The 17,854-nt window shown below is 65.4% G+C and carries 10 protein-coding genes and 2 pseudogenes; 2 read left to right on the top strand and 10 right to left on the bottom strand.

The window, feature by feature from the left end; translation table 11 throughout:
• The first annotated feature begins 73 nt into the window (after window positions 1–73).
• Window positions 74–1,327, top strand: coding sequence for an O-acetylhomoserine aminocarboxypropyltransferase (locus VKZ87_RS00290; RefSeq protein ID WP_324219244.1), 1,254 nt, complete (start codon window positions 74–76; stop codon window positions 1,325–1,327).
• On the opposite strand, the gene VKZ87_RS00295 is transcribed toward VKZ87_RS00290, so the two are convergent.
• Window positions 1,324–2,196 (bottom strand): helix-turn-helix domain-containing protein, encoded by an 873-nt coding sequence (locus tag VKZ87_RS00295; RefSeq protein ID WP_324219234.1) that lies wholly within the window; start codon window positions 2,194–2,196, stop codon window positions 1,324–1,326. The genes VKZ87_RS00290 and VKZ87_RS00295 overlap by 4 nt on opposite strands.
• A gap of 119 nt (window positions 2,197–2,315) precedes the next feature.
• On the opposite strand from VKZ87_RS00295, the gene pobA reads away from it, so the two are divergent.
• A complete protein-coding gene (gene pobA, locus VKZ87_RS00300) occupies window positions 2,316–3,485 on the top strand; it encodes a 4-hydroxybenzoate 3-monooxygenase (protein WP_324219235.1) in 1,170 nt (389 codons plus the stop codon).
• Here pobA and VKZ87_RS00305 read toward each other — a convergent pair whose 3' ends face one another.
• From VKZ87_RS00305 to VKZ87_RS00345, 9 genes and pseudogenes are all read right to left on the bottom strand, one after another.
• A complete protein-coding gene (locus VKZ87_RS00305; RefSeq protein WP_324219236.1) occupies window positions 3,486–4,697 on the bottom strand; it encodes an MFS transporter in 1,212 nt (403 codons plus the stop codon).
• 85 nt (window positions 4,698–4,782) lie between these two features.
• Window positions 4,783–5,115, bottom strand: coding sequence for a divalent-cation tolerance protein CutA (gene cutA / locus VKZ87_RS00310; RefSeq protein ID WP_324219237.1), 333 nt, complete (start codon window positions 5,113–5,115; stop codon window positions 4,783–4,785).
• Entirely contained in the window at window positions 5,112–6,143 is a 1,032-nt protein-coding gene (locus VKZ87_RS00315) for a COX15/CtaA family protein (protein WP_324219238.1), read from the bottom strand. Before VKZ87_RS00315 ends, cutA begins: the two co-directional genes overlap by 4 nt.
• A gap of 37 nt (window positions 6,144–6,180) precedes the next feature.
• Complete coding sequence (locus VKZ87_RS00320) at window positions 6,181–7,797, bottom strand: AMP-binding protein (RefSeq protein WP_324219239.1); 1,617 nt, start codon at window positions 7,795–7,797, stop codon at window positions 6,181–6,183.
• Between the two features lie 22 nt (window positions 7,798–7,819).
• A complete protein-coding gene (locus tag VKZ87_RS00325) occupies window positions 7,820–8,620 on the bottom strand; it encodes an undecaprenyl-diphosphate phosphatase (protein ID WP_324219240.1) in 801 nt (266 codons plus the stop codon).
• Window positions 8,621–9,114: 494 nt separating this feature from the next.
• Entirely contained in the window at window positions 9,115–11,352 is a 2,238-nt protein-coding gene (parC, locus tag VKZ87_RS00330; protein ID WP_324219241.1) for a DNA topoisomerase IV subunit A, read from the bottom strand.
• Complete coding sequence (gene recO, locus VKZ87_RS00335; protein ID WP_324219242.1) at window positions 11,349–12,116, bottom strand: DNA repair protein RecO; 768 nt, start codon at window positions 12,114–12,116, stop codon at window positions 11,349–11,351. Before recO ends, parC begins: the two co-directional genes overlap by 4 nt.
• Window positions 12,117–12,266: 150 nt before the next feature.
• Window positions 12,267–16,538, bottom strand: a pseudogene (gene rpoC / locus VKZ87_RS00340) (DNA-directed RNA polymerase subunit beta'); the annotation flags it as partial.
• Between the two features lie 38 nt (window positions 16,539–16,576).
• A pseudogene (locus VKZ87_RS00345) lies at window positions 16,577–17,854 on the bottom strand (DNA-directed RNA polymerase subunit beta); the annotation flags it as partial.

A 17,854-nucleotide genomic window follows, 5' to 3' on the forward strand; every position in this document is an offset into this window, starting at 1 on the left:
GGAACCGAAGAACAAGGCGGCTGCGGCATCTTCCCGCGCGGCGGAGAATACCTCTCCCTACGGCTTCGATACCCTGCAGGTCCATGCCGGCACCGCGCCCGATCCGGTCACCGGCGCGCGTTCGACGCCGATCTACCAGACAACGGCTTTCGTCTTCGACGATGCGGACCAGGCGGCTTCGCTGTTCAACCTGCAGAGCTTCGGCAACATCTATACGCGCCTAACCAATCCGACCACGGCCGTGCTGGAGCAGAAGATCGCGGCGCTGGAGAATGCGCGCGCGGCCACGGCGGTGGCGTCAGGCCATGCCAGCCAGGTCGTGGCCTTCCACATGCTGATGAATCCGGGCGACCATATTGTTGCCTCGCGCAAGCTCTATGGCGGCTCGATCACCCAGCTCGGGATCAGTTTCAAGCGTTTCGACTGGCACACCTCCTTCGTCGATCCCGATGACATCGCCGGCTTTGCCGAGGCGATCACCCCGAAAACGAAGGCAATCTTCGTCGAGAGCCTGGCCAATCCCGGCGGCGTGATCTCGGACATCGAGGCGCTGGCGGATGTCGCGCACAAGGCCGGCATCCCGCTGATTGTCGACAACACCATGGCGACGCCCTATCTCTGCCGCCCGGTCGAATGGGGCGCGGATATCGTGCTCCACTCGGCAACCAAGTTCCTCGGCGGCCATGGCAACTCCATGGGCGGCCTCATTGTCGATTCCGGCAAGTTCGACTGGGGCCAGAATGACAAGTTCCCGCATCTCTCGAAGCCCTCGCCGGCCTATCACGGCCTGACCTTCTGGGAGACCTTCGGCGACATGGCTTTCGCGGTGGCCTGCCGGGCCATCAGCCTGCGCGATCTCGGCCCGGCCATCTCGCCCTTCAACGCCTTCATGATCCTCACCGGCATGGAGACGCTGAGCCTGCGCATGCGCAAGCATTGCGACAATGCGCTGGCGGTGGCGGAATTCCTCTCGAAGCACCCGAAAGTCGAATGGGTGAACTATGCCGGCCTGAAGAGCGACCGCTACCACCGGCTGGCACAGAAATACCTACCCAATGGCGCCGGATCGGTTTTCACCCTCGGCCTGAAGGGCGGCTACGATGCCGGCCTGAAAATGGTCGACAGCGTGCAGATCTTCTCGCACTTGGCCAATATCGGCGATACGCGCAGCCTGATCATCCACCCCGCCTCGACCACCCACCGCCAGCTCTCGCCCGAGCAGCGCGAAGCCGCCGGCGCCGGCGACAACGTCGTGCGGCTCTCGATCGGCATCGAGGATGTGGCCGACCTGATCAGGGATCTCGACCGGGCGCTGAACGCTGCCTAGGCCGCGTTGCGGCGGCGGAAAGCCGTCGGCGTCTCGCCGGCATGGCGGGTGAAGAAGCGCGTGAAATAGGCCGGGTCCTCGAAGCCGAGCGAGTAGGCGATCTCCTTCACCGAGAGCACCGTGAAGGTGAGGTCCCGGCTGGCCTCCAGCATGATGCGCCGGTTGATCGCGCCGAGCGCCGAGGTGCCGAAGGCGGCGCGGCAGACCCGGTTGAGGTGCATCTCCGAAATGCCGAGCTGGGCGGCATAGAATCCCACGGAACGCTGGCGCCGGAATTCCCGGTCGAGCAGCACCCGGAAAGCGGCGGCATGCCGTTCCATAGGCCGGAAGGCCGCATCCGCCTCGCCCCGCTCTGCCGCCACCAGCCGGCTGAGCTCGATCAGGAGGATGGCGAGATGCGCCTCGATCAGGCCGGCGCGCCCCGGTGCGCTGCCGGGGAACTCCGCCGCGATCGCCGCGACGCTTCCGGCCAGCCGCGCTGCACCGGCCGGGTCGCTGATCCGCATCGCCCGGGGCGTGCCGAACAGCCGGCGGGCCTCCGGGCTGCTGCGCAGGATGACGTCCAGCTGGCCGGCCTGCAGGGTGATGACATGCCCCTGGATGTCCGGAGAGAAGCGGAAGCCATGGGGAACCCCGGGCGGAACGGTCAGGGCCGCCGGCGGCGCGAGCCGGATTTCCCGACCGTCCAGGAAGCAGGTGGCCTGCCCCCCGGTGATGTTCAGAATCTGAAAGAACTGCCGGTGCCGGTGCAGGCCGATCTCCCAGTCGAACAGCGCGCTGCGGGCGGGGATCGATTCGCAATGCAGCCAGTTAGGCGCAATCTCCGTGTCGTCTTCCCCGTAGAGCGCATAGACGGGTACCTGCGCCATCCGGCCCTCCTCCCCTGATGTTCGGATTGTCCAATTTTATGTTGCCCCTGTCCATCGTGCCGGCGGCCGCGGTGACCTAAGTGCTGGAGCAAAAGAACCGCGCTCCACGGGAGGAAACCATGCGCACCCAGGTCGCCATCATCGGTGCCGGTCCGGCCGGCCTGCTGCTGGGACAGCTGCTCACCCGGCACGGTATCGACAACGTCATCCTCGAACTGCGCAGCGCCGACTACGTGCTTGGCCGCGTTCGCGCCGGCGTCGTGGAAAAGGGCACCGCCGATATGCTGGACGAGGCCGGGGTCGGCGCCCGCATGCACAGCGAGGGCCTGGTCCATGACGGCGTCGAACTCGCCTTCGGCGGACAGCGCCACCGCATCAGCTTCCGCGACCTGATCGGCAAGGCGGTCATCGTCTATGGCCAGACCGAGATCACCCGGGACCTCATGGAGGGGCGGGCCGCGGCCGGCGCCACCACCGTCTACGAGGCCGAGGATGTCAGCCTGCATGACATCGAGTCCGATCGCCCGAAGGTCCGCTACCGGCACAAGGGCGTCGAGCAGGAACTGGACTGCGACTTCATCGCCGGCTGCGACGGCTATCACGGCATCAGCCGCCGGAGCATCCCCGACGCCGTGCTCAGAACCTACGAGCGGGTCTATCCCTTCGGCTGGCTCGGCATCCTGGTGGACAGGCCGCCCGTCTCGGAGGAACTCATCTACGCCAACCACGAGCGTGGCTTCGCGCTCTGCTCTATGCGCTCGCCCACCCGCAGCCGCCTCTACATCCAGTGCAGCCTGGAAGACCGGGTGGAGGACTGGTCAGACGAGCGCTTCTACGAGGAACTGAAGCGGCGCCTGGACGACGAGGCGGCCCGGCGGCTCGAACCTGGCCAGTCCTTCGAAAAGAGCATCGCGCCGCTGCGCAGCTTCGTCGCCGAACCGCTGCGCCACGGCCGGCTGTTCCTCGCCGGCGACGCCGCCCATATCGTGCCGCCGACCGGCGCCAAGGGCCTCAATCTCGCCGCCAGCGACGTGTTCTATCTCTGGCAGGCGCTGCTGGACTTCTACAAGCGCGGCTCCAGCCAGGGCATCGACGCCTACTCGGGGCGGGCGCTCGCCCGGGTGTGGAAGGCCGAGCGCTTCTCATGGTGGATGACCTCGATGCTGCACCGCTTCCCGGACAGCAGCGGCTTCGATCGGAAGATCCAGCAGGCCGAACTGGATTACCTGCGCTCCTCGCAGGCGGCCCAGATTTCCTTCGCCGAGAACTACGTCGGCCTGCCCTACTGACTATTCGGCAGCCGCGGCCTGCGCAACCGGCCTGGACGCAGCCCTGTCGTCGCGCGGCAGCATGATCGCGAAGATGCCGGCACAGGCCGCCGCGCCGGCCAGCAGCAGGAACAGCACGTCCAGCGTACCGGTCAGGCGGTAGATCACCGGGATCACCGCCACGCCGAGCGAGGACACCCCGAGCGTGAGAACGAATTTCGCGCCGAAAGCCCGGCCACGCCATTGCGGCGGCGTGTACTTGGCCAGCAGCGAATTCTCCGCCGGCTGGCCGGCCACGTTCAGGCTGACCATCAGCGCCGCCACGCCGACCAGCGCGGGATGGATCAGCACCATGCCGAACAGGATGACCGGAATCTGCAGCCACTGCACGGCGATGTAGACCTTGCGCAGCGAGAAGCGGTCGGCCAGTTCGCCGCCCACCAGCTGCGACAGCGCCGAGCAGGTATAGACGAAGGTCACCATGCCGCCGACGCCGAGCATGCTGCCGTTGAAGAAGTCCGACAGGCGCTCGTCGAAAATCTTGGGCAGCGCGAAGGCCGTGGCCTGATAGAGCAGCCCGGTGCAGAGCATGGTGGCCGACATGACCCAGAAGACCCGCCAGAGATCGCCCTTGGCCGGCGCCGGCTGCGGCACCAGATCCTCCTTGCGGTCGAGCAGCAGGCCGGCCTGCCGGGCCCAGACGAAGGCGATGCCGGTGACCAGGCAGACCGCCCCCGGAATGATGAAAGCGGCACGCCAGCCATAGAGGTCGGCGAGCAGGCCCGCCACCAGCGCGGCACCCGCCGTGCCGGCCGAGCCGAAGACGCCGTTAACGCCCAGCGCCCGGCCGCGGTTGACCGCGTTGCGCACCAGCCATGGGATGCCCACCGGGTGGTAGATGGCGGCAAAGAGCCCGATGCCGGCCAGCGCCAGGCAGATCGTCAGCGGCGAATTGGCCAGACCGGCCCAGATGGAGCAGCCGCCCACGCCGAGGAAGAACAGCGCCATCATGCCCGAGGCGCTCCAGCGGTCGCCCAGCCACCCGGCCGGCAGGGCCGCGGCGCCGAACAGCACGCTCATCGGGATCGACAGGGCAAACAGCGTGTCGTAGCCCAGCCCCCATTCGCGCTCGAGCACCAGCACCACGGTGGCATAAAGCAGCGTGAAGAGGTGCGAATAGGTATGGGCGATGCTGGAGAAGCTTAAGGTCAGGATACCGGCGTGGCGCGACATGTCGGAACTCTCCCAGAAGCCGCAGGTTAGCAGACGAATTCCCGGCGGGCACCGGCGGAATTGCAGCGATGCATTTCCACCTGCCCTAGACGGCCGGCCGCCGGGTCTCGCTCAACAGCCAGTTCACGTAGTCGGCATTGCCGCCCTCGCCGACCGGCAGCGGCAGGACGCAGGGCACGCTGTAGGAATGCGCCGCCTTCACCGCCGCGGTGGCAGCCTCCGCCAGGTCGCGGCGGGTCTTGAGGATCAGCACCGCCTCCTCGCCCTTCTCCAGTTTGCCCTGCCACCAGTAGAGCGAGCGCATGCCGGGAAGGATATTGGCGCAGGCAGCCAGCCGCTGGCCAACGACGGCTTCGGCGACCTTCTCCGCTTCCTCGACGCTGGCCGTGGTGCAGTAGAGCAGAACGATCTCGCTCATGCCGCTCCTTTCCGCAACGCCCGGTCATGCCACAGCGCGACGCAGACGCCGAGCACGGCCACCGCGCCGGCCTGATGCAGCGTGCCGAGAGAAATCGGCACGTGATGCAGCAGCGTCACGATCCCGAGCAGAACCTGCAGACCCACGACGGTCAGCAGCGCATGGCGCAGGCCGGTGGCCACCTGCCCCTTGAGACGCAGCGCCGTTACGACGGCAAGGATGGTGACGGCATAGGCGCCCATGCGGTGCTGGAACTGCACGGTCATCGCATTCTCGAAAATGTTCAGCCAGGCGGGCTGCATGATCAGCAGGCCCTTCGGGATGAAGGCGCCGTCCATCAGCGGCCAGGTGTTGTGCGCCAGCCCGGCATTGAGGCCGGCGACCAGTCCGCCCGACAGGATCTGCACGAAGACGAGCACGGCGAGCAGCGCCGCGATGCCGCCGCCGCTCCAGTCGGTCATGCGCCCCTGCCGCAGCAGAGACAGGCCGCCCCAGAGCAGATAGGCGAAAATGAAGAAGGCCAGCCCGAGATGCGCGGTAAGCCGGTAATGGCTGACATCGGGATGATCGACCAGGCCGCTGGCGACCATGAACCAGCCCAGCGCCCCCTGCGCGCCGCCGAGCAGGAACATCGCCACCAGATGCCGCTTCATCCCGGCGGGAATGGCGCGGCGGATCCAGAACCACAGGAACGGCAGGGCGAATGCAAGGCCGATGATGCGGCCCAGCAGGCGATGGATGTATTCCAGCCAGAAAATGCCTTTGAAGCCGTCCAGCGTCATCCCGACATTCACCTTCTGGTATTCCGGGAACTGCTTGTACTTCTCGAACTCCGCCACCCAGGCAGCCTCCGACAGCGGCGGCAGCCATCCCGTCACCGGCCGCCACTCCACCATGGAAAGGCCGGATTCCGTCAGGCGCGTCAGGCCGCCGATCACGATCATCAGCGCCACCAGGGCCGCGACGGCAAACAGCCAGGTCGCCACGGCGCGCGGGGTGATCGATGTGTCAGTTGCTTCGGTGGTCATTCCCATTGTCATGTTCATAGCAATACGTGAACCAGCCCTACCGCTTCTTCCTGCTGCGGAAATCCAGAATGCCCGCGCGTTTGCGCGGATCCTCGCCCGGCGCGAAGATCTGCGTCTTCTGCACCTTCTGCGTTCCCGTCGTCGGCAGCGTCTCGACAAACAGGATCCAGCCCGGCGCCTTGAAATAGGCCAGACGCTCGTAGCACCAGGCAAACAGCGCCTCGCCCAGTTCCGGCCCCGGCGCAACGCCCTGCATGGGCACGATACAGGCCATTACCTCTTCCTCGCGGATTTCGTCCGGCGCCGCCAGCACCGCCACCTGCGCCACGGCCTCATGGGCCTGCAGGCAGGCCTCGATCTCGGCGGCGGCGATATTCTCGCCCGAACGGCGGATGATGTTCTTCTTGCGATCGACGAAATACAGCATGCCGTCTTCGGCCTGCCGCACCACGTCGCCGGTATGGAACCAGCCGCCCGCCCAGGCTTCCTCGGTCGCCTGCTCATTCTTCAGGTAACCGGAGAAAAAGCCATGGCGCGGCGTTGCGGCGGAATGGCGCACCAGCAGCTCGCCATCCTGCCCGCGCGGCACTTCCCGTCCCTGGTCGTCGGCCACCATGGCCTCCAGGCCCGGCAGCGGCCGGCCGAAGGCGCGGGTGTGGATCTGCCGCGGCTCGTGATTGTCGGTGAAAATCCGGCCGGTTTCGGTCATGCCCCAGACTTCCACCAGCGGGAAACCGAAACGCTTCTCGAACGGCTCGTGCAGTTCCGGCTCGACGCCGGCACCGAGGCCGAAGCGCACGCTATGCCGCCTTTCCTCCTCGCTGACCGGCTGATTGAGCAGCAGCGGCGGCACGACGCCGAGATAGTGAATGATGGTAGCCCCGGTCTGCACGACTTCCTGCCACCAGCGGTTCGGACTGAACCGTTCGGTCAGGATCAGGCAGTTGGCGGTGAGCATGGCGCAGCAGGCGGTCACCGCGCCGTGATTCATGTGGAAGAGTGGCAGCGGATTATAGAAGCGGTCCTCGCCCTCGCGGATCGCCAGCCGGCCGCCGAGATCGCGATACCAGGCGCCGGCATTGAGATAGTAGAAGTTGCTGAGGATACAGCCTTTCGGCCGGCCGGTCGTGCCCGAGGTATAGAGCAGGCCGCATTCGGTCTCGTGGTCCGGCTCGCCCGGCCGACGCGGCGTCTGCGGCCGCGGCAATTCGCGCGGCATGTCCAGCGCATTCAGCACCGGCAGCGGCTTGGATTGCCGGTCGGCAGCCACCTTCTCCATATCGGCCAGCCGGTGCGGCAGGCAGACGAGCAGATCGGCTTCCGAATGGTCGACGAGATACAGCGTTTCATCATGACGGTAATCCGGATTGACCGGCACGATGCCGCAGCCAAGCGCGTTCAGCGCCAGGAAATGGAAGAAATGATCCGGCCGCATTTCCAGCAGCAGCGCCACGCGATGTCCGATGCCGTAACCGGCAGCCTCGTAGCGCTTGCGGAGGTCTTCAACGATCTGCAGGCATTCGCCGTAGCTGTACTCGGCGCCGGACGGCGACCAGTCGCGATCCACCCGCGCCGGAACGCAGAGAAAGCTTTTCTCCGGATGCGCCTCGGCCGATGCCTTGAAGGCGGCGAATACGGAAGCCGGCAGTGTCACGTTCCCCTCCTCCCTCTTCTTCTTATCTGAGGCTCAGCAGCAACAGCATCGCGCCCCCGATGACAATGCGATACCAGGCAAAGGGCACGAAACCGTAGCGGTTGATGAAGGCGATCACGCTGCGCACGACCAGAACGGCGCAGAGGAAGGCAACGATGAAACCGGTTGCAATCAGGCCGCTGCCTTCCAGCGTCAGCGACGACCAGTTCTTGTAGAGATCATAGCAGGTGGCCGCGACCATGGTGGGCACGGCAAGGAAGAAGGAGAATTCCGCCGCCGCGGCAGGCTGCACCCCGAGGGCACGGGCGCCCATGATGGTGGCGCCCGACCGGGACACGCCGGGGATCATGGCAAGGCACTGCAGCAGACCGATCCTGAGGCTGAGCGAAAAGGGAAAGTCGTCCACGCTCCGGGTCTCGCCCCGGCCGACCCAGCGTTCGATGACGAGGATGGCCAGGCCGCCAACGATCAGCGCAACCGAAACGACCCAGGGATTGAACAGCACGCCCTTGATGAAGCCATGGGCGAAAAAGCCGATCACCAGCGCCGGCAGAAAACCCAGCAGCACATTGACGGTGAAGCGGTTGGCACGCGGATCGCGCCCCAGTCCGGCCAGGGTGCCGGACAGCCGCGGCCAGTAGACGACGCAGATGGCGAGGATCGCGCCCAGCTGGATGGCGATCTCGAACACCTTGCCGGGCGGACCGCGAAAACCCAGCAGGTCGATCAGCAGGATCAGATGGCCCGTCGAGGAGACCGGGATGAACTCGGTCAGTCCCTCCACGATCCCCAGCAGGGCGGCCTGCAGATACTCGGTCAGCATCGCACGGCCCCGCCGGTCCAGGCCTGTCCGGCCACAGCCGGATCAGCGCCATCCCGAGGCCAGTTGGAGCCGGTTCGAAGCCAGTTGAGTCCCGTAGAGAGCCAGTTCAGTCCTGTTGGGAGCCAGTTGAATCCCGTTGAGTCCTGTTCAATCCCGTTGAATCCCGTTGAATCCCGGCAAATGCCGTGGCTCAGCCTCGCTCGCAGCGGAAAACCGCCATTTCTGTCAAAACTGGCGCGCATCTGCAGGTCCGTCAGGGGTTGAACTTCGGTCCTAGGCAATAAGAACATATAGAGTACTCTAATCCTGAAGTCAAGACCGGGGGGCCAAGCCCCGGTTTGGCACGGAGCGATTTTAGGTTCTGCCGTGTTACAGGATCAATCGACGGAACGGAGGAACCATGAAGGGCATTCTGCTCTGGCTGCTGGGCATCCCCATCCCCATCATCATCCTGCTGTATCTCTTCGTGTTCTAGCCCGGTCGGCCGGGCCGGCTCATCCGAACCGGTTATTCTTGTTGAAGCCACGCGGTGCGATACGGCCTGCCTGCGCCCGCTCGCCGCGATATTCCTTGAGATCGGTCTCGGTCTTCACCCGGCCAGAAGAGTCGGTCCAGCTAAGCCCCTGCTTCCAGGCGAAGGTCTTGGCGTCGGCCAGGCCCCCATCCTTGTACTTCTGCAGGGTGATGCCCCTGCCGCGGGTCATCTCTGGCAGCTGATCCAGCGGGAAGAGCAGCAGTTTGCGATTGTCGCCGACCACGGCGACCATGTCGCCCTCCACGGGACGGCAGACGCAGGCTTCGGCCGGGGCGGCCACGTTGAGTATCTGCTTGCCGGTGCGCGTGCCGGCCAGCATCTCTGCCTCCGGGCAGATGAAGCCGCGGCCGTCGCTGCTCGCCACCAGCAGCTTGCGGTCGCCCTGGTATTTGAACAGCGCGACGATGTCCTGATCGTTGCCGAGGTCAACCATCAGCCGCACCGGCTCGCCGTGACCGCGGCCGCGGGGCAGCTTGTCGCAGGCAATCGTGTAAGCGCGTCCGTTGGTGCCGAACAGCAGCAGCTTGTCGGTGGTCTCGGCATGCAGCCAGAAGCGGCCCTTGTCGCCTTCCTTGAAGGAGGCAGTGCCCTCATCCTCCACATGGCCCTTCACGGCACGGATCCAGCCCTTGGCCGAGCAGATCACGGTGATCGGCTCGCGCTCGACCAGAACCTCGAAGGCCTCCTCCGAAATGACCGGCGCATCGGCAATGCTGGTCCGGCGCTTCCCAAGCGCCGTCTTCGGGCCGAACTGCTTTTTCAGCTCCTGGATCTCGCCCGAAATCGCCTGCCAGCGCAGGCCTTCGTCGCCGAGCAGCTTCTTCAGCTCGGCCTTCTCCTGCGACAGCTTCTTGTGCTCGCCCCTGATCTCCATCTCTTCCAGGCGTCGCAGGCTGCGCAGACGCATGTTCAGGATCGCCTCGGCCTGCACATCGGTGAGCTTGAAGCGCTTCATCAGCACCGGCTTCGGCTCGTCCTCGCGCCGGATGATCTCGATCACCTCGTCCAGATTCAGATAGGCGATCAGGTAACCGTCCAGCACTTCCAGCCGGTGCTCGATCTTGCCGAGACGGAATTTGCTGCGCCGCTCCAGAACCTCGTGGCGATGATCGAGATAGGCCTGCAGGGCTTCCCGCAGGTTCATCACCTTGGGCTGGCGGCCATGGTCCAGCACGTTGAGATTGAGCGGGAAGCGCGTCTCCAGATCGGTGCTGCGGAACAGGCTTTCCATCAGCACGGCCGGATCGACGTTCTTGCTCTTCGGCACCAGAACGAGGCGGATATCCTCGGCCGATTCATCGCGCACGTCGTCCAGCAGCGGCGCCTTCCGCTCGGTGATCAGCTCGGCGATCTTTTCGATCAGGCGCGACTTCTGCACCTGATAGGGAATCTCGGTGACGACGATCTGCCAGGTGCCGCGCGGCAGGTCCTCCTTGTGCCAGCGCGCGCGCAGGCGGAAGCTGCCGCGGCCGGTCTTGTAGGCCTCGATCCGCGTGGCCAGCGGTTCGACCAGGATGCCCCCGGTCGGGAAATCCGGACCCTGCACGAATTCAACCAGCTTCTCGATCGTCGCATTCCGGTGCTTGATCAGATGCAGCAGGGCGTCGCAGAGCTCAGGCAGGTTATGCGGCGGGATCGAGGTTGCCATGCCGACCGCAATGCCGCTGGCGCCGTTGGCCAGCAGGTTCGGCAGCCCGGCCGGCAGCACCACCGGCTCGTCATTCTCGCCATCGTAGTTGGGACGGAAATCGACCGTGTCGTCGTCGAGGCCCGCGAGCAGTACATTGGCGACTTCGGTCAGACGCGCCTCGGTATATCGCATCGCCGCGGCGTTATCGCCGTCGATATTGCCGAAGTTGCCCTGCCCGTCCACCAGCGGGTAACGCTGGGCGAAATCCTGCGCGAGCCGCACCAAGGCGTCATAGACCGACTGGTCGCCGTGGGGATGGTACTTACCGATTACGTCGCCGACGACGCGGGCGCATTTCTTGTAGCCGGCATTGGGATCGAGCTTGAGCAGCCGCATGGCGAAGAGCACGCGGCGCTGCACCGGCTTGAGGCCGTCGCGCACGTCGGGCAGCGACCGCGCGGTGATGGTGCTCATCGCATAGGCCAGGTAGCGCTCGGACAGCGCGTCGGGCAGCGGAATGTTGCGGATGTCTTCGGGAATGTCTTTGGGCGGCAGATGCTTGCTCATGACGCGCTTTCTACAGAATTTGGCCGGGCAGTTCTACGCACCAGCTCGAGAAGTCGGTATCGCGACGCCGGCACAGGAGCATGCAGCTGGGCGAACAGCCGATTCTCCAGGAAATGGCCGGTAAGTTCGAGGCCGGCGAGAACCTCGGCCATCGGATCGTTGTGGGCGATGCCGCGGCCGGGCACCAGGAAGCCCGGCAGCCCCAGCAGCCGGTCGGCATAGGGTGCGGCTGCCTCGGCGGAAACGGCGCGACCGGTGCGCGGCGACACATGCGTCAGGCCGGTGGTGGCGCCGGTAGCGGCGCAGGCCTCGAGATCGAGGCCGTAGCCCATCTCGGCCAGCAGACCGGTTTCCCACCGCACATAGAGCGCGCCCCAGGCATCGGGATCCGGCATCTCGGCCATAAAGGTGAACAATGCCCGGGTGGCGGCGAAGAGATTCGGATGCGGCTCCCGCTCCGGCAGCGCCGCGTCGATCAGCGCACAGACGGCCGAAAGCGCCGCCAGCCGCGCCGGATCGTCGAGCATCATCGCGGCAGGATGCTGCAGCGGCTCCAGCGTGTAGTAACCAAGCTGATCCGACAGGCGCGCCCGCCATTCGGCGCGGACGATCTGGCCGGGCTGCAGCGCCCCGCCCTTTCCCGAGCCGGAGCCGCGCAGCAGGCCGGCATGGCGGCCGTAGGATGTCGTGAGCAGCGTCGCGATGCGGGCATTCTCGCCGTGATGCCGCACGCTCAGGACAACGCCTTCATCCTGCCATTCCATCCCTACGGCTTACGGCGATTCTGCCCCAGCGACAAGCGGCGCAACGAAAAAGGGCGGCCCATCGGACCGCCCTTTCGCTTTCCGGCACGAACCGGAAATTTACTCCGCAGCGTCGCCCACGGCCGCCTGCAGCTCGCTCTCCAGCGCATCCGCGAATTCGCGGTCGCGCTGTGCGGCAAGCTGCTTCATGCGGTTCATGATGGCGCCGGTGCCGACCGGGATCAGGCGGCCGACGATCACGTTCTCCTTCAGGCCGACCAGCTTGTCCACCTTGCCGCCGACGGCCGCCTCGGTGAGCACGCGGGTGGTCTCCTGGAAAGAGGCCGCCGAGAAGAAGGAGCGGGTCTGCAGGCTCGCCTTGGTGATGCCGAGCAGAACCGGCACACCCTTGGCGACCTTGCGGCCCTCGGCCGCGGTCTTCGCGTTGACCTCGTCGAACTCGACCTTGTCGACCTGCTCGCCGATCAGGAAGGTGGTCTCGCCCGGATCGGTGATCTCGACCTTCTGCAGCATCTGGCGGCAGATCACCTCGATGTGCTTGTCGTTGATCTTCACGCCCTGCAGACGATAGACCTCCTGGATCTCGTTGACGAGATAGTTGGCCAGCGCTTCGACGCCGAGCACCTTGAGGATGTCGTGCGGTGCCGGGTTGCCATCGAGCAGATGGTCGCCCTTGCGCACGAAGTCGCCTTCCTGGACGGCAATGTGCTTGCCCTTCGGGATCAGGTACTCGATCGGCTCCTGGCTCTCGTCGGCCGGCTTGAGGATCAGGCGGCGCTTGGCCTTGTAATCCTTGCCGAACTCGACGCGGCCGTCGATTTCCGCGATGACCGCATGATCCTTCGGACGACGGGCCTCGAACAGCTCCGCCACGCGCGGCAGACCGCCCGTGATGTCGCGGGTCTTGGTGCCTTCCACCGGGATACGGGCCAGCACGTCGCCGGCATGCACCTTGGCGCCGTCCTCGACCGACAGGATCGCGTCCGCCGACAGGTAGTAACGGGCCTCGGCGCCGCTCACCAGGGTGAGCACCTCGCCCTTGTCGTCACGCAGCGTGATGCGCGGACGCAGCTCGCTGCCCTTCGGGTTCTGCTTCCAGTCGGAGACCACCTTGTAGGAGATACCGGTGGACTCGTCGGTCGCCTCGCGCATCGACACGCCTTCCACGAGGTCGCGGTAGTTCACGATACCCTCGCGCTCGGTGATGATCGGGCGGGTATACGGATCCCATTCGGCGATCCGCTGCCCCTTCTTCACCGTGCCGCCCTCGTCGGCCACCAGACGGGCGCCATACGGCACCTTGTGGCGGGCGCGCTCGCGGCCGTTCTGGTCGACCAGCACGATCTCGCAGTTGCGGCCCATGACCACGAAGCGGCCCTGGCTGTCGGTAACGAGGTTGCGGTTGACGATCTTGATCGTCGCGTCGTAGGCGGCCTCCAGGCTCGACTGCTCCGCCACCTGGGCGGTGCCGCCGATATGGAAGGTGCGCATGGTGAGCTGGGTGCCCGGCTCGCCGATCGACTGGGCGGCGATGACGCCGACCGCCTCGCCGATGTTGACGCGCGTGCCGCGGGCCAGGTCACGGCCGTAGCACATGCCACAGACGCCGTTTTCGGACTCGCAGGTCAGCACCGAACGGATCAGGACGCTTTCCACGCCCGCCTGCTCGATGCGCTCGACGTCGCGCTCCTCGATCAGCTCGGCCTTCTTCATCAGCACCTCGCCGGTCAGCGGATGCTTGATGTCGACGGCCGCCGAACGGCCCAGGATGCGCTCGCCCAGCGTGGCGATCACCTCGGCGCCCTCGACCACCTCGCGGACGGTCAGGCCGCGCTCGGTGCCGCAATCCTCCTCGGTGATGATGCAGTCCTGCGCCACGTCGACGAGACGGCGGGTCAGGTAGCCCGAGTTCGCGGTCTTCAGGGCGGTGTCGGCCAGACCCTTGCGGGCGCCGTGGGTCGAGTTGAAGTACTCGAGCACGGTGAGGCCTTCCTTGAAGTTCGAGATGATCGGCGTCTCGATGATCTCGCCCGACGGCTTGGCCATCAGGCCGCGCATGCCGGCGAGCTGCTTCATCTGCGCCGCCGAACCGCGGGCGCCGGAATGGGCCATCATCCAGATCGAGTTGATCGGCTTGCGGCCGCCCGACACTTCGTCGATGTCGGTCTGAATGACCTTCATCATCTCGTCGGCAACGCGGTCGGTGCACTGCGACCAGGCATCGACCACCTTGTTGTACTTCTCGCCCTGGGTGATCAGGCCATCCTGGTACTGCTGCTCGTACTCGGCGACCAGCTTGCGGGTCTCCTCGATCAGCTTCTCCTTGGTCTTCGGCACGACCATGTCGTCCTTGCCAAACGAGATGCCGGCCTTGAAGGCGCGGTTGAAGCCGAGAGCCATCATCTTGTCGCAGAAGATGACCGTCTCCTTCTGGCCGCAATGGCGATACACCACGTCGATGACGTTGGTGATCTCCTTCTTGGTCAGCAGCTGGTTAATGACCCGGAACGGCACGTTCTTGTGCTTGGGCAGGATCTCGCTCAGCAGCATGCGGCCCGGCGTGGTGGTGACGCGCAGCACGACGGGGTTGCCGTCCGCGTCCACCGTCTCGAGGCGGGCCTTGATGCGGTGATGCAGCGAGATCGCCTTGGCATCCAGCGCCTGCTGGATCTCGGCGACGGTCGCAAACACCGGCACGCGCTCGACGATGGCACCGGCCTGCAGCAGACGCTCGACCTCGGCCTTGACCGTGGTCTTGGGCAGCTCGATGTGGGTCTTCGGGTCGAACAGGATGATGTCATCCTCGGCCCAGGCCTTCATCAGGGCGGCGGTGTCCTTGATCCTGACCACGTCGCCCAGCGGCGCCGGACGCTCCATGGTCAGGTAGTAGAGGCCGAGCACGATGTCCTGCGACGGCACGATGATCGGCTTGCCGTTCGCCGGGCTGAGGATGTTGTTGGTGGACATCATCAGCACGCGGGCCTCGAGCTGCGACTCCAGCGACAGCGGCACGTGGACCGCCATCTGGTCGCCGTCGAAGTCGGCGTTGAACGCGGCGCAGACCAGCGGATGCAGCTGGATGGCCTTACCCTCGATCAGCATCGGCTCGAAGGCCTGGATGCCGAGGCGGTGCAGGGTCGGCGCGCGGTTCAGCAGCACCGGATGCTCGCGGATGACTTCTTCGAGGATATCCCAGACCTCGGGACGCTCCTTCTCCACCATCTTCTTGGCCATCTTGACCGTCGCGGCGAGGCCGCGCAGCTCAAGCTTGGAGTAGATGAAGGGCTTGAACAGCTCGAGCGCCATCTTCTTCGGCAGGCCGCACTGGTGCAGCTTGAGCTCGGGGCCGACCACGATGACCGAACGGCCGGAATAGTCGACGCGCTTGCCGAGCAGGTTCTGGCGGAAGCGGCCCTGCTTGCCCTTCAGCATGTCGCTGAGCGACTTCAGCGGACGCTTGTTGGCGCCGGTGATGACGCGGCCGCGGCGACCATTGTCGAACAGGGCGTCTACGGCCTCCTGCAGCATGCGCTTCTCGTTGCGCACGATGATGTCGGGTGCGCGCAGCTCGATCAGCCGCTTCAGGCGGTTGTTGCGGTTGATCACGCGGCGGTAGAGGTCGTTCAGGTCCGAGGTGGCGAACCGGCCGCCGTCGAGCGGCACCAGCGGGCGCAGCTCGGGCGGAATGACCGGAATGACGGTCATGACCATCCATTCCGGCTTGTTGCCGGATTCGATGAAGGACTCGACCAGCTTGAGGCGCTTGACCAGCTTCTTCGGCTTCAGTTCCGACGTCGTCTCGGCCAGCTCCTCGCGGATCTTGTCGCGCTCCTTCTCGAGGTCGATCGCCATCAGCAGGTCGCGGATCGCCTCGGCGCCGATCTTGGCGACGAAAGCGTCCTCGCCGTACTCTTCCTGCGCCTTGTAGAGCTGCTCTTCCGTCAGCAGGTCGAACTGCTTCAGCGGCGAAAGGCCCGGCTCCACCACGACATAGTTCTCGAAGTACAGAATCCGCTCGAGGTCTTTCAGCGTCATGTCGAGCATGAGACCGATGCGGCTCGGCAGCGACTTCAGGAACCAGATATGCGCCACCGGCGAGGCCAGCTCGATATGGCCCATGCGCTCGCGCCGGACCTTCGAGAGCGTGACTTCAACGCCGCACTTCTCGCAGATCACGCCGCGATACTTCATCCGCTTGTACTTGCCGCACAGGCACTCGTAGTCCTTGATCGGACCGAAGATGCGCGCGCAGAACAGGCCATCGCGTTCCGGCTTGAAGGTCCGGTAGTTGATGGTTTCCGGCTTCTTGATCTCGCCATAGGACCAGGAGCGGATGCGCTCCGGCGACGCGATCGAGATCTGGATCTGATCGAAGCTCTGGGCGCCCTGCGGCTGGCCGAATACGTTGCTCAGTTCGTTCATGTGTCTCGTCTCCTATTGGAGAATGCGTTGCGCGATGGTCAGTAGGAACGCTGCGACAGCTCGACATTGAGGCCGAGCGACCGCATTTCCTTGACCAGCACGTTGAACGATTCCGGAATACCCGCCTCGAAGTTGTCGTCGCCGCGCACGATGGCCTCGTAGACCTTCGAGCGGCCCGCCACGTCGTCCGACTTGACGGTGAGCATCTCCTGCAGGGTATAGGCGGCGCCGTAGGCCTGGAGCGCCCAGACCTCCATCTCGCCGAAGCGCTGACCACCGAACTGTGCCTTGCCGCCCAGCGGCTGCTGGGTAACCAGGCTGTAGGGGCCGATCGACCGGGCGTGGATCTTGTCGTCCACCAGGTGATGCAGCTTCAGCATGTAGATGTAACCGACCGTGACCTTGCGGTCGAAGGGCTCGCCCGTGCGTCCGTCCACCAGGGTGACCTGGCCGGACCTGTCGAACTCCGCCTTCTCCAGCATCTCGACGATGTCGGCTTCATGGGCGCCGTCGAAGACCGGGGTCGCCATCGGCACGCCGCGGCGCAGGTTCTCGCAGAGCTCCAGCACCTGGTCGTCGGACAGATCGGCGATCTTGTCGGCGACTTCCTGCTTCGAGTAGATGCCCTTCAGCAGCTTGCGCAGGTCGTCGGCCTTGGCCGAGCTGCGGCGCACCTTGTCGAGCATCTCGCCGATCTGGCGGCCGAGGCCCGCGGAGGCCCAGCCCAGATGGGTCTCGAGAATCTGACCGACGTTCATGCGCGACGGCACGCCCAGCGGGTTCAGCACGATATCGACCGGCGTGCCGTCCTCGAGGTAGGGCATGTCCTCCTCGGGCACGATGCGCGAGATGACGCCCTTGTTGCCGTGACGGCCAGCCATCTTGTCGCCGGGCTGCAGCTTGCGCTTCACCGCGACGAAGACCTTGACCATCTTCATCACGCCGGGCGGCAGCTCGTCGCCGCGCTGCAGCTTCTCAACCTTGTCCTCGAAGCGCTTCTGGATGCGCGCGGTGGCCGTGTCGTACTGCTTCTTCAGCGCCTCGACGTCAGCCATGTTCTTTTCGTTCTTCAGGCTGATCTGCCACCACTGGCCCGGGGTCAGTTCGTTGAGAACCTCCTCGGTGATCTTGCCGCCATCCTTGAAGCCCTTCGGGCCCTTGTCGGCCTGCTTGCCGAGCAGCAGCTCGCGCAGACGGCCGTAGATGGAGCGCTCGATGATCGCCTTCTCGTCATCGCGGTCCTTGGCCAGACGCTCGATCTCGGCCCGTTCGATGGCCAGCGCGCGCTCGTCCTTCTCCACGCCATGGCGGGAGAA

It is taken from the genome of Ferrovibrio sp. (genome assembly GCF_035304305.1).
Classification (GTDB): Bacteria; Pseudomonadota; Alphaproteobacteria; order Ferrovibrionales; family Ferrovibrionaceae; genus Ferrovibrio.